We start from the raw sequence: 13049 nt of genomic DNA, 5'->3' as shown, positions 1-13049 counted from the left end.
GTTCCTCATTCAAGCGAGATGCGTAGGGCGGCGGCCGCGCCCAGCGGCGCGAGGAACAGGGACAAGGCCAGCACGGCGCCCAACAGCGACAGGTGCGCATTCGCGCCCAGGCCGCTTTGCGCTGCCTGCACAGCGCCCGCGCCGAATACCAGAATGGGAATGAAGAGGGGCAGCACCAGCAGGGCCAGCAGCGCGCCGCCGCCGCGCGCGGTCAGGGTGAGCGCCGCGCCTATGGCGCCGATCAGGCCAAGCGCGGGCGTGCCGATGGCCAGGCCCAGCGTCAGGATCAGAAGGGCGGCGGCATCCAGGCCGAATTGCAGGCCCAGCACGGGCGCAAGCAAGGTCAGCGGCAAACCGGACAGCAGCCAGTGGGCCGCTACCTTGCCCAGCACGATCACCGGCAAGGGCGCGGCGGACAGTATCAACTGCTCCAGTGAACCGTCGCGATGGTCTGCCTCGAACAGGCGGCCCAGCGACATCAGGCAGGACAGCAAGGCCGTCACCCAGAGCACGCCTGGCGCAATGACGCGCAGCGTTTCCCGTTCGGGGCCGACCGCCAGGGGAAACAGGCTGGCAGCCACCAGGAAGAAGGCCAGCGGCGTCAGCGTGTCGCTGGCGCGCCGTTGGGCGATGCGCAGGTCGCGCAGCGCAATGGCTGCGAGCAATTTCGGCATGGAACTCATGCGCTAGGAGCCAAGCCGGATCTGCTTGTGCGCATGGTCCAGCGCGATCGCCTGATGGCTCGTCGCCACGATCGCGCCGCCATCGCGCAGATGGCGATCCATGGCGCGCGCCAGCCACGCGTGAGCGGTGGCGTCCAGGGCGGTCACGGGTTCGTCGAGAATCCAGAGGGGGCGGAATTCGGCAAGCAGGCGGGCGAGGGCCGCCCGCCGCCTCTGGCCAGCCGACAGGGTGCGGATAGGAAGATGCTGCTTGTCGTCGAGTCCTGCCTCGTGCAGCGCGGAGGCAATCGCCGCGGGACGCTCCGCGTGTCCGCTTGCGGCCTGTAGCGCCCGCAGATTCTGGATAGCGCTGAGTTCACCATTGAGGCCGTCGGCATGCCCCAAATAGAAGAACTGGCTGCGATAGTTGCTGCCAAGTTGCGAAATGCCGAGTCCCTGCCACAGCACCTTGCCGCGAGCGGGCTGCGCCAAGCCCGCCAGAATGCGCAGCAGGCTGGTCTTGCCGCTGCCGTTGCGTCCGTGGACGAAGAGGCATTCGCCGGGCGCCACCTGCAAGGCCAGTTGCTTGAACAGCGGGCGCTCCGCGCGCATGCAACCAAGATCCATCGCTTCAAGCATTGCCGCTCCGCCGCTGTGTGGACAAAGGGGCCACTATAGGGAGGCGCGTCTGACCGTCACATTGCTGGCGGTTTACATTCCTGTAATGTTCGGACGGAAACGGCCGTGTTTCAGCACAGATCGCGCGGATGCGGGCGTAGCAGTTGAAAAAGTTCTGGCCGGCGCCGAGAGTTGCGGCGCCGGCGATACTTAGAACCAGATGCGCACGCCGGCCAGGATCGCGCGTTCGGAACGGCTTTCTCCGGCTTCGCTGGCGTAGCTGGCGGTCTTGCCGAACTTGCGTCCGAACGACACGCCGACATACGGGGCGAATTCGCGCGTGACCTCGTAGCGCAGCCGCAAGGAGAACGATGCGTCCGACAGCCCGGAACCCACGCCGCGCGCCTCGTCATTCTTGCCGTTCAGGCTGGCTTCGATTTCAGGCGTCAGGATCAGGCGCTGCGTGAGCAGCAGGTCGTATTCCGCCTTCAGCGCCAGCGCGGTTCTGCTGGATCCGCCGACGTAGCCGGTGATTTCGGTTTCGATGCCGTAGGGCGCCACGCCTTGCACGCCGAACGCCGCCCAGTTGCGCTTCGGTCCCGTGCCGAAATCGCGCCGCGCACCGAGTTGCAGGTCCCAGAACGGCGAGATCGTGTGGCTCCAGAAGGCCTCGATCTTGGCGTCCGTGCTGCCGTTCAGGCGATCGCCTTCGCTTTTGATCCACAGCTTGTTCAGATCGCGGCCGATCCAGAACTGGCCGTCCCATTGCAGGCTGGTCTGTTCGTTGCGGTCGTAGGCGACGCCGAGCTTGTCGAACAGCAGGTGGCTGGTGACGACGTTGTCCATCATGTGCGGATGGATGCGGTAGGCGGCGTAGCGCTGCTCCGTGCTGCCGTCGCTGGAGGGCAGGGATCCCACCGGCGGGCCTTTGGGCGGGGATTCGTCCATGCCGGGCATGGCGCCGTGATCCATGCCCGGCATCGAACTGTGATCCATGCCTTGCATCGAGCCGTGGTCCATGCCTTTCATTGAACCGGGGGCCATGCTCTTCGTCGAGGTCGGATTCTGACCCTGCGTCGATCCATGGTTCATGCCAGGCATCGAGCTGTGGTCCATGCCTTGCATCGAGCCATGGTCCATGCCGTCCATCGTTCCGGCCGGCGCCTGCGCCTGGGCCAGTCCGGATGCGGCCGTAAGAAGGGCGGCGCCCGCGACGAGCCCGGACCAGTGCATTCTGGATGTCGTTGTTCTCATTATTCCCCCTATTCCACGACGACCGCGCGGAACATGCCGGCCTCCATGTGGAACAGCAAGTGGCAGTGATAGGCCCAGTTGCCGCGCGCGTCCGCGCTGACGCGGTAAGTGAGGCGCTGCGCCGGGTTCAGGCTGATCGTGTGCTTGCGCACCTGGAAATTGCCGTCGGCGGATTCGAGGTCGCTCCACAAGCCATGCAGGTGGATGGGGTGCGTCATCATGGTGTCGTTGACCAGCACGAAGCGCACGCGCTCGCCATACTTGAGCACGATGGGCTTGGCCTCGGTGAACTTCAGCCCGTTGAACGACCACATGTAGCGGTCCATGTTGCCGGTCAGGTGCAGTTCGATCTCGCGGGTCGGCGGGCGGTTGTCCGCGGGTTCGACCATGGAGTGCAGGTCCGCATAGGTCAGCACGCGGCGGCCGTTGTTGCGCAGGCCCACGCCTGGATCGTCCAGCCGGGTCGAAACGATGTCAGGCACCATGGAGTTGGCGGGACTGTACTCGGCGGGGTAGGGATGCTTGACCTCGACCATGCCGCCTTCGTTGCCGCCCGCGCCATGGTTCATGCCTGCCATTCCTGCCATGCCGGCGTGGTCCATGCCGGCCATGGAGCCGTGATTCATGCCGCCCTGAGCGCCATGGTTCATCGCACCCTGAGCGCCGTGGTCCATTCCCCCCGCTTGCGAGCCGCCCAGGTCCATGCCGGGCATGTCGTGCGCCATGCCCATGTCCATCATGGTCAGCACCTGCACCGGGTCCAGCGCCGGGATCTCGGCCTGCATGCCCTCGCGCGGGGCCAGCGTGCCGCGCGCATAGCCGGAGCGGTCCATGGCCTGCGAAAAGATCGTGTAGGCGCGCTCGTCCTGCGGTTCGACGATGACGTCATAGGTCTCGGCCACGGCGATGCGGAACTCTTCCACCTCCACGGGCCGCACGGCCAGGCCGTCGGCGGCCACCACCGTCATCTTCAGGCCGGGGATGCGCACGTCGAAGTAGGTCATGGCCGACCCGTTGATGAAGCGCAGGCGGATCCGTTCGCCCGGACGGAACAGGCCGGTCCAGTTGCCGGCCGGCGATTTGCCGTTGGTAAGGAAGGTATAGGTTGCGCCCGAGACGTCGGCCAGGTCGGTCTGGTTCATGCGCATCTTCTGCCACATGAGCCGCTCGTTCAGCGCATTCTTCCAGCCGGATTTTTCGGCGTCGTCGATCAGGCTGCCGACGGTGGGCTGGATGTAGTTGTAGTAGTCGGGCATCACCTTGAGCTTGCGGAACACGCTCATGGGATCCTCGTCGGTCCAGTCGGACAACAGCACCACATAGTCGCGGTCCGCGCGCACCGGGTCCGGGCGCTTGGGATCGATGACGATGGCGCCGTACAGTCCCGTTTGTTCCTGGAAGCCGGAATGGCTGTGATACCAGTACGTGCCGCTTTGCCCCACGTCGAACTGGTACGTGAAGGTTTCGCCGGGCGCGATGCCGGGAAAGCTCAGGCCGGGCACGCCGTCCATGCCGGTGGGCAGGATGATGCCGTGCCAGTGGATCGAGGTGTCTTCGCGCAGGCGGTTGGTGACGCGCAGCGTGACGCGGTCGCCTTCGCGCCAACGCAGCGTGGGCGCGGGCAGCATGCCGTTGACCGTGGTTGCGATGCGGGGAGCGCCAGTGAAATTGGCGGGACTCTCGCCGATCTCCAGGTTGAACTCGGTCCCCGACAGCACGCTCTGCCGGGCGGCGCCGGCCTGCGCCCAAGAAGACGGGCTCCACAGACCCATGCCGGCCAGCGCGCCGCCCGTGGCCAGGCCCTGCACAAACCGGCGGCGCGGATTCGAAACTGCTCTACTCATGCTCTATCTCCCCGGTAGCCGGACCGGCATCCCGGCAGTGGATTACTTGACGGAAACCGCGCCCTTCATGCCGGCGGGATAGTGTCCGGGCTCCAGGCAGGCGAAGGCGACGGTTCCCGCCTTGTCGAAGGTCCAGACGATGTCGCCGGCCTTGCCCGCTTCCAGGGACACGGAGTTCGGCTCCTCGTGGCGCATGCCCGGGTCCTTGAGCATCATCTGGTAGTGGCTGTTCAGGTCTGCCGTGGTGCCCAGCACCATTTCGTGGCGGATCTTGCCGGAGTTGGTGACCTTGAAACGGATGGTCTCGCCCGCCTTGACGTCGATCTTGTCCGGCGTGAAGCGCATTGCATCCGTCATGTCGACCACGATCGTGCGCGAGACCTTGGCGGGGTTGCCGGGCTTGCCGATGGGGGCGGCGGCGTCATGGCCGCCGCCGTGGCCCGCGCCGTGGCCGGGGGCAGCCATGGCGCCGAAGGAAAGCAAAAAGACGCCCGCGGCCACGGCGCCTTGTGCGAGTTTCACCAGTTTCTTCATGCGTATCCTCTAGACTCGAATTGGGGGTAGGAGGCGCCACTTTAGTGACGCGCTCCACACCGCAACCTGTCGGGAGGATTACTTTCCTGTAATGTTCGGCGTCCGGGACAGCGTGAAGCCGACCTCGGTGCCCTGACCGCCGCAGCGCGCGAACGCGTTGCCGCCGTGCATGCGGGCAATGGCGCGGACGATGGCCAGGCCCAGGCCGTGCCCGTCGGCGCGCCGGCTGCGGGCATCGTCGCCGCGATAGAAGCGGTCGAAGATGCGCGGCAGCGCCTCGGCTGCGATCGGCGCGCCGGGGTTCCTGACCCTGATCTCGATCTCCTCTTGCCGGGTGATGCAATAGAGGTCGATGCCGCGTCCCCGTGGCGTGGCCCGGATGGCGTTGCTGAGCAGGTTGGCGATGGCGCGCCGCAACAGCCGCGGGTTGGCCATCAGGATGGCGGCGCCGTGCGCGGTCAGGGACACGCCGGCTTCGTCCAGCGCGGCTTCGTAGTACTCGGCCACGCGGGCGACCTCGCGGCGCACGTCCACTTCCTGCAGGTCCCCCGCTGGTTCGCCGCCGTCGGCGCGGGCCAGGAACAGCATGTCGTTGACCAGCGCCTTCAGCCCTTCCAGCTCCTCCAGGTTGGATTCCAGCATCTCTCGCAGCTCCTGCTCGGAACGGGGGGACGACAGGATGACCTCGGCGCCGCTGATCAGCGTGGCCAGGGGCGTGCGCAGTTCGTGCGCCACGTCGGCGTTGAAGCCTTCCATCTGCTGGTAGGCCGTTTGCACCCGGCCCAGCATGCCGTTGAAGGTATGGGTGAATTCGCGCAGCTCGCGGTCTATGCCCTGTTCCGGCAGGCGCACGGCAAGATTGTCCGGCTGGATCCGGGCGGCCTGCTGGGACAGGCGGCGGATGGGCGACAGTGAGCGCCGCACCGCCCATGCCGACAGCACCAGCGTGGCGCCGACCCAGGTGGCGCAGATCAGGACCAGCGCGGTGGCGAAGGCATACAGGAACTGCGTGCCAGGGCGCAGGTTAACGGCCACGGTGAGCTCGGCCCCCGGCAGCAGCGTGCCTTCCAGCGGCACGCGCAGCCCGCGCATGTTCCAGCCGTCCTGCGAGTGCAGCCTGATCTCGCGCCCGGACAGCGGCCGCACGTCCACGGGCGGCGCCTCGCCGTAGAACACGCTGCCGTCGGCGAGCGTGATCCAGGTCTTGAGATTGCCGTGACCGACCATGATGTTGTCCAGGGCGCCACGCAGATCCTGCATCTGCGCCAGCGTGGTCTGCATGCCGATGAGGTGGTTGATGAGCTCCAGCTTGCCGGCCACCTCGGTGATCTCCTGGCGCTGCACCTCGCGCTTCAAGGCCCAAAACAAGGTGTAGCCGGCGATGCTGGACACCACCAGCGCAATGATGCCGAGCAGCAGCGTGAGGCGGATTTCCATCGACGCGATGCGCGGCAGCTTCATTTTTCGCGCAGCTCCAGCACGTAGCCCATGCCGCGCACGGTATGCAGCAGCTTGGTTTCGAACGGGTCGTCTATTTTGGCCCGCAGGCGCCGCACGGCGACTTCGATGACGTTGGTGTCGCTGTCGAAGTTCATGTCCCAGACTTGCTCGGCCAGCACCGTCCGGGACAGCACCTGGCCGTGGCGGCGCAGCATCAGCGTCAGCAGCGTGAATTCCTTGGCGGTCAGGTCCAGGCGCATGCCGCCGCGTTGCGCCTTGCGCCGCGCCAGGTCCATCTCCAGGTCGGCAAGCTTGAGCAGCGTCGACTCCTGCCCGCGGCCGCGGCGCAGCAGGGCCTGGATCCGCGCCAGCAGCTCGGAAAAGGCGAAAGGCTTGACGAGGTAATCGTCCGCGCCGCCTTCCAGGCCGCGCACGCGGTCTTCCACCTTGTCGCGGGCGGTCAGCATCAGGACCGGCGTTTCCTTGTGCTTGCGCAGGTCCGCCAGCACGCCGAAACCGTCGACGCCGGGCAGCATTACGTCCAGCACCACCACGTCGTAATCGCCCTCGATGGCGGCGTGCCGTCCGTCGATACCGTCGCGGGCGATGTCGACCACGTAGTTGTGCTCGGTCAATCCTTTGCGGACGTAGTCCGCGAGCTTTCTTTCATCTTCGATCAAGAGGATACGCATGGGGCGCCTCGCATTCCTTGCACAAATGTAATGAGTCGGTCCGGCTTCTGTAATTGCCGACTGCGTAGAGTTCAGCGTGTCTGCCAAGTTCCCGCTTGGCGGCGCTGAAACACAAGGAGCGATCCGTGAGTGCTCGAAAATCTGTCTCGAAGAGCTTTGAAACGGCCAACGATGAAATTGCCGTTGCGGCGCATTATGCACCTTGCGCGCCGAAACGTGCACGGGGATATGCGCGGATGCCGGCCGCGGGGACCGGTCCGTCCAGGGCCTGAACCGGCGTTGCTCGATGAAGATCCTGTACACCAATTTCCATCGCGGCGATGGGGGCGGGCATACCACGTATGTGCTGTCGCTGGCCGGCGCGCTGCGCGGCGCGCACGATATCGTCGTGGCGGCGCCGCCAGACAGCCGGCTGTTCAAGACGGCCCGGGCGATGCCGGGCGTGCGGGTCGAAGCGCTGGATTTCCGCGGCGGCCTGCTGGCCGCGCTGCCCAATGCACGGCGCCTGCGGCGACTGCTGGTGCAGGAACGCTTCGACATCGCGCACGTCAACGGTTCTGCCGACCATCGTGTGTGCATGCTGGCAGGCTTGGGGCTGGGGGCGGACAGCCCTGCGGTGGTGTATACGCAGCACAACGACCGGATCGCCAGCAGCCTGGGCGCGACGCTGCGCGCCCGGCTGGCGACGGACCGCGTCATCTGTGTGTGCGAGCACACGCGCCGCAAGCTGGCGGGCAGCGCATTCGGGCGCTGCGGCCTGCGCACCGTGCGCAATGGCGTGGACGTGGAGCGGTTCATGCCCCCCGCGCCGCAGGCGAGGGCTGAAGCCCGCCGCCGTTGGCTGCCGGCTGCGCACGCGGGCCGGCTGGTGGTCGGCAGCAATGCGGGCACCGCGGACTACAAGCGCTGGCCGGACATGGTCGAGGCCCTGTCCTTGCTGCCTGTAGAGCTGCGGGCGCGTATCGTCATCATGATCGCTGGCGAGCCTCCCGGCGAACCTCAGCGCCGGCGGGTGCGCGAATTGGGCATGGAAGACCAGGTGATCTTCTCGGGCCTGCTGGACGACGTGCGGTCCTTCGTGGCCGCGCTGGACGTGGGTTTTGTGCTGTCCTCGGAGATGGAGACCATCTCGTTCGCGTGCCGCGAGATGATGGCCATGGGTGTGCCGGTCATCGTCAGCAATGCCGGCGGGCTGGCCGAGAATGTGTATCCCGGGCTGGACGGCTGGGTGGTCCCGGCGCGCACGCCCGAGGCCGTGGCAGGCGTGCTGCGCGAGATCCTGGCGCAACCGCAGCTACTGGGTCCCATGGGGCGCGCGGCGCGGGAAAAGGCAGTGCGGGACTTCGCCCTGTCCCGCTTCGTGGCGGACACGCACGCGGTCTACCTTGAAGCGCAGTCGCAGGCCCAGCGTCCGTTGCGGCTGGCGTGAACGCAACGGCCCCCAGCGTACGGCCTCAGACCATCGCTTGGCCGCTGCGCCTGGCAGCGCGGATGTCCCGCCATAGCGTCACGCACAGCAGCGCCAGGATGAGGGCGGAAATGCCGGGCCACACCAGGAAGTAGAACGTCAACCACATATCAGTCTCCTTGTTGCTTGATGGATGCTCAGCCTTGCGCCGGCTGGATTTCGGGGCGTTGCACGGCGGGTGCGGAAAGGGCGTCCTGGGCTTCCTGGAAGGAAGTCACGCGGTCCGCCAACAGGCTGAAATCGAAGCGCTGCTGGTTGCGCAGGCTGAGACCGGCGCAGACCGTGGCGCTGACGCCGTAGGCGGTCAGCGAGCCCAGCAGGACGATGTACTCGCGCAAGGTGCCTACGAACACGGGCAGCATGACCAGCATGCCCAGGGCGCCCACCGCGAGCGCCGCGGGGCGGCCGAAGAAGCCGAACGTCATGAGGCCCAGCACCACGCCGCCGCCGATGGCCGAGCAGATCTCGAAGAACACGGCGACCGCGCCGGTGATGGGTAGCAATTCAAAGCGCACGACGGTGAACAGGATCACGGCGCTGAGCACGGCGCTGACGAAGGCGCGGTTGTCGACGCGGTCCCAGTAGAAGCTGGCGATGACGGGGAAAACGATGGCGCCCCACAGCGCGCCGACGAACACCAGCATGACCAGGATATCCAGGCGCAGGCTGGCGAATATCACGCCTATCATCGTGGCGACGATCATGGTGATACGGCCCCACCACAGCATGCGGCGCGGATCGGGGCGGCCGCCGGCCAGGTTCTTGGCGTAAACATCAGTCATGACGATGGCAGACAGCGCGGCCAGGTCGGAGTCGGCGGTCGAAGACAGCGAGCCCACCACCAGCAGGAAGAACAGCGCAATGCCGAAGGGCGGCAGGTAGGTCGAGGCCATCTGCGGGATGATGTTGTTCATGTCGCCGTTGGCGGGCTCCAGGCCGACGAAAAGCGCCAGCAGCCCCAGCATGCCCAGTCCGATCACGACGGCGCCATATCCCGCCGTGGCTGTCAGGAACGTGGGCTTGATCAGGTCTTCGCGCACCGCGAACAGGCGCTGGGCGATGGTCTGGTTGCCGATGGCGTAGGCCAGCACGGCCACGAAATAGGGCGCGCCCTGTTCCAGGATGGCGCGGGTGGAATAGAAGTCCGCCTGGTCGGCGCTCAGACGCCACATGTTTTCCGACAGCACGTCGGGTCCGCCCGCGTTGAAGAAGATGAGCGGGATGATGACGACCGCGGCGATGATCATGGCGGCCAGCTGCGCAAAATCCGTCATTACGGAAGTGCGGAATCCCGACCACAGCGTGTACGACAGCACGCCCAGGCCGGCGATGAGCACGCCCTGGATGAAGGTGAGCGGGCTCAGGATCGAGACCAGCGCGCCCGCCGCCGTGAAGTTCACCATCAGGCTGATGCAGCTGCCCACGATGTTCGACACCGCCATGATCATCTGGCTGGAGGTGCCGTGGCGCGCGTGTATGACTTCGGCCAGCGTATGCGCCTTGGGCGCCAGCTTGCGGAAGCGCTTGCCGAAGGGATAGATGAAGAGAATCATCAGCGCGCCCCAGAAGCCGTAGTGCAAGGGGCCCGACAGGCCGTACTTGTAGCCCGAGGTGGCGCTGGCGTAGAACGATGCGGCCCAGATCCAGGTTGCGATCATGCTGGCGGTGGACAGGCCGAAGCCGACCGCGTTGTTCGACACCATGTAGCCATCGACGTTTTCGTTCTTCTGGCCGATAAGCAGCGACATGAGGAACGTCGCGCCATAGAACCCGACCAGCAGCAGGATGGCGGTGGTGGCGGATAGCTGAAAGAATTCTGTCTCTTGCATCGTCTTCGTCCTTTCTCCTTGACAGCGTATTCATGACGGACAGTCATGGCTGCATGAAGGCCGTTTCCGCGGGATGCGATGGGCGGCAAACCCCTTTGACGCAGCCGAAACACCAGGCGAGCGGCCGTAGGCGCGATCGCATGCCTGCCCGGCGCGGACGTGACTGGACACGCCCGCGGACGGACAGCAATAAGGCACACCGTATAGGTGTCTTGCTGCCGCATTGCGCAGAACGCTGGTTGCTATTTACGTTGCCCGATGCGGCGAGCGATGGTCCTGCCTGGTAAGCAGGAGTTTTGTTCCGCAGCCTTGACGGCTGGGTTTGGGTGTTTCGGCGTTACACGCCGGGCCGCTGTGCGCGGCCGTGTGATGGATGCTTCCAGCGATGTGCATCGTCTGGCTGCATGCGTAATGAACTTACAACAGGCGCCAAGTATAGGGACATACCCCGCTCGAGTCCAGCTTGCGTCCGCCAGGCGTGCATGCGCGGGTATCGCGAATCGCATTGGCGAGTATCGCGACACTTAATTGGCCGCCGTGCGCGCCATCCGATAAGGTGTACGCAAGCCTGGGCCATGCGTATGACATGGCCGCGCAAGACCGAGACGACACATGACAGACCGCGTATACCTCAATGCCGTGGGAGCAGACGGCAATCCCCTATACATGCACGTGCGCGATGGCCGCATCCTGGCGCTGGGCGCCGAGCCGCCCGTCCTGGGCGCGGCGCAGGTGACCGACCTGCGCGGACACCTGGTGCTGCCGGGCTTTGTCGACGGCCATATCCATCTGGACAAGAGTTTCGTCGGCGACCGCTGGCGGCCGCACCGGCCCGCGGACAGCCTGCGCGAACGGCTGGCCATCGAGAAAGAAGAGCTTGCGGCCGCGCCGCCCATCGAGGGGCGCGCCGATGCCCTTATCGCGCAGGCCGCGGCGTTCGGCACGGTGGCGATGCGCTGCCACGTGGACGTAGACGCCACGACCGGCTTGGCGAATCTGCATGCCGTCATGGCGGCGCGAGAGAAATGGCGCGGCATTGTCGATATCGAACTGGTGGCGTTCCCGCAGGCCGGCGTGATGTCCTGTCCGGGTACGCCGCAATGGCTGGAAGCGGCCGTGCGCGAAGGCGCCGGGGTAGTGGGCGGCATCGATCCCTCCACGCTGGACGGCGATGCCGAAGGCCAGCTGGATTGCGTGTTCGGCATCGCCGAGCGGCTGGGCGCCAAGATCGATATCCACCTGCATGAGCCGGGCGAGCAGGGCGTTGCGCAGATTGCGCGCATTGCCGCGCGCGCGCAGGCGCTGGGCCTGGCGGGTCGGGTCGCCATCAGCCACGCCTATGCACTGGGCGACGTCGGCCAGGGGGCGCTGCAGGACGTGGCGCGCAAGCTGGCCGACGCTGGCGTGGCGATCATGACGAACGCGCCAGGCGACCGGGCCTTTCCGCCGGTATTGGCGCTGCGCGCGGCGGGCGTGCGCGTATTCACGGGCAATGACAACATCCAGGATTGCTGGTGGCCCTATGGCAATGGCGACATGCTGCAGCGTGCGATGCTGATCGGCTACCGCTCGGGCTTCTACACGGACGACGATTTGTTGACGGCCTTGCACATGGCGTCGCATGCGGGCGCGGCGGTGCTGGGCCTGGGCGGGTACGGCCTGCAGGTGGGCAATGAGGCGACCTTCGTGGTGCTGCCCGTGCCCAACGGCGCCGCCGCGGTTGCCGCGGTGCCGAGCCAGCGCGCTTTGTTCCGCAAGGGCGAACCCGTGGGCGAGGCGGCTCGGACATACGCTGGCGTCACGCCGGCGGTGTGACCTGCGCGGCGCGTTGCGTGCAGAAGTCCTGCAATGCGCGCCGCAGCGCGTGACCCGCATCGCTGAGCCGCGAGCGCGCATACAGCGACAAGTGCAGGCCGCGCGGCGCCGGAAATCCTTCTTCGGGCGTGAGCAGCCGGTGTTCGGCGCTGGCGCAGGCGGCAGGCAGCAGGCTGATCCCCAGTCCTGCAGCGACGGCAGCGCTCAGGCTGGGCAGGCTGGGGCTGGAAAAGCGCACATGCCAGGGCTTGCCGCCGGTTTCCAGCATGGCGGTCATTTCCTGGCGGTACAGCGCGCCGGACGGAAAGGCCACCAGCGGCACGGCGGTGTCGGGCGCGGGCGGCGGCGCATCGCGGGCGGTGATCCAGCACAGGGGTTCGGGCCAGTGCGCATCGCAATCGGCGTCCACTTCCCATTGCTTGACCAGCAGCAGGTCCAGTTCGCCGTCGCGGTAGCGCCGCAGCAGCTGATGGCTGAGACCGCCTTCGACTTCCACGCGCAGGCGCGGATAGGCCGCTTCCACGGCGGCCAGGGTAGGCATCAGCGTGGCGCCCATGAAATCCTCGGGCGCGCCCACGCGCACCACGGCGCTGGCCTGGGCTGTGGCCACGTTTTCGCGCGCCTCCTCAGCCAGCCGCAGGATGCTGCGCGCATAGCCCAGCAGGCGCTCGCCCTCCTCGGTGGGCAGGACATGGCGCTGCGTGCGGTCCAGCAGGCGGCAGCCCAGGTTCTCTTCCAGCCGGATGACGTGCTGGCTGACGGTGGATTGCGTCAGGTGCAGGTGTTCGCTGGCGCGGGTGAAGTTGCCCGTGTCCACGACGGTAAGAAAACTGCGCAGCAGGACGGGATCTAGCATTGGGATGTCCACTCGAATCTATCAAGCCAATTAATTT

The 13049-nt window shown here is 66.4% G+C and carries 12 protein-coding genes; 2 read left to right on the top strand and 10 right to left on the bottom strand.

All coding sequences use genetic code 11. The features are described from left to right. Positions 1-5 precede the first annotated feature (5 nt). The 7 genes from ccmB to DXK93_RS14255 all read right to left on the bottom strand — a co-directional run bounded on the left by ccmB (position 6) and on the right by DXK93_RS14255 (position 7044). Entirely contained in the window at positions 6-674 is a 669-nt protein-coding gene (gene ccmB, locus DXK93_RS14285) for a heme exporter protein CcmB (protein WP_054452339.1), read from the bottom strand. 12 nt (positions 675-686) lie between these two features. Continuing rightward, a complete protein-coding gene (gene ccmA, locus DXK93_RS14280; RefSeq protein ID WP_054452093.1) occupies positions 687-1301 on the bottom strand; it encodes a cytochrome c biogenesis heme-transporting ATPase CcmA in 615 nt (204 codons plus the stop codon). Positions 1302-1490: 189 nt separating this feature from the next. Continuing rightward, positions 1491-2309 (bottom strand): copper resistance protein B, encoded by an 819-nt coding sequence (locus DXK93_RS14275; protein WP_370126803.1) that lies wholly within the window; start codon positions 2307-2309, stop codon positions 1491-1493. Positions 2310-2542: 233 nt separating this feature from the next. Beyond that, positions 2543-4378, bottom strand: a complete 1836-nt coding sequence (locus DXK93_RS14270; protein ID WP_119450385.1) for a copper resistance system multicopper oxidase — start codon at positions 4376-4378, stop codon at positions 2543-2545. Between the two features lie 42 nt (positions 4379-4420). Further along, positions 4421-4912 (bottom strand): plastocyanin/azurin family copper-binding protein, encoded by a 492-nt coding sequence (locus tag DXK93_RS14265; protein ID WP_042795260.1) that lies wholly within the window; start codon positions 4910-4912, stop codon positions 4421-4423. A gap of 78 nt (positions 4913-4990) precedes the next feature. Next, a complete protein-coding gene (locus DXK93_RS14260) occupies positions 4991-6373 on the bottom strand; it encodes a heavy metal sensor histidine kinase (RefSeq protein ID WP_119450384.1) in 1383 nt (460 codons plus the stop codon). After that, a complete protein-coding gene (locus DXK93_RS14255; RefSeq protein ID WP_119450383.1) occupies positions 6370-7044 on the bottom strand; it encodes a heavy metal response regulator transcription factor in 675 nt (224 codons plus the stop codon). Before DXK93_RS14255 ends, DXK93_RS14260 begins: the two co-directional genes overlap by 4 nt. 286 nt (positions 7045-7330) lie before the next feature. Here DXK93_RS14255 and DXK93_RS14250 point away from each other — a divergent pair, with 286 nt between their 5' ends. Then, positions 7331-8473, top strand: coding sequence for a glycosyltransferase (locus tag DXK93_RS14250; protein ID WP_119450382.1), 1143 nt, complete (start codon positions 7331-7333; stop codon positions 8471-8473). Positions 8474-8498: 25 nt separating this feature from the next. Here DXK93_RS14250 and DXK93_RS32310 read toward each other — a convergent pair whose 3' ends face one another. Together DXK93_RS32310 and DXK93_RS14245 are read right to left on the bottom strand one after the other, a co-directional pair. Beyond that, positions 8499-8621 (bottom strand): putative transporter small subunit, encoded by a 123-nt coding sequence (locus DXK93_RS32310; RefSeq protein WP_233564551.1) that lies wholly within the window; start codon positions 8619-8621, stop codon positions 8499-8501. 28 nt (positions 8622-8649) lie between these two features. Further along, complete coding sequence (locus DXK93_RS14245) at positions 8650-10341, bottom strand: sodium:solute symporter family protein (RefSeq protein WP_119450381.1); 1692 nt, start codon at positions 10339-10341, stop codon at positions 8650-8652. A gap of 612 nt (positions 10342-10953) precedes the next feature. Here DXK93_RS14245 and DXK93_RS14240 point away from each other — a divergent pair. After that, a complete protein-coding gene (locus DXK93_RS14240) occupies positions 10954-12156 on the top strand; it encodes an amidohydrolase family protein (protein ID WP_119450380.1) in 1203 nt (400 codons plus the stop codon). Here the strand turns inward: DXK93_RS14240 and DXK93_RS14235 are convergent. Beyond that, complete coding sequence (locus DXK93_RS14235; protein WP_119450379.1) at positions 12140-13012, bottom strand: LysR family transcriptional regulator; 873 nt, start codon at positions 13010-13012, stop codon at positions 12140-12142. The genes DXK93_RS14240 and DXK93_RS14235 overlap by 17 nt on opposite strands. Between the last annotated feature and the right edge of the window lie 37 nt (positions 13013-13049).

It is taken from the genome of Achromobacter sp. K91 (genome assembly GCF_003576205.1).
GTDB classification, from domain to species: domain Bacteria; phylum Pseudomonadota; class Gammaproteobacteria; order Burkholderiales; family Burkholderiaceae_B; genus Achromobacter; species Achromobacter aegrifaciens.
This window is presented reverse-complemented; position numbering and strand designations above follow the sequence as displayed.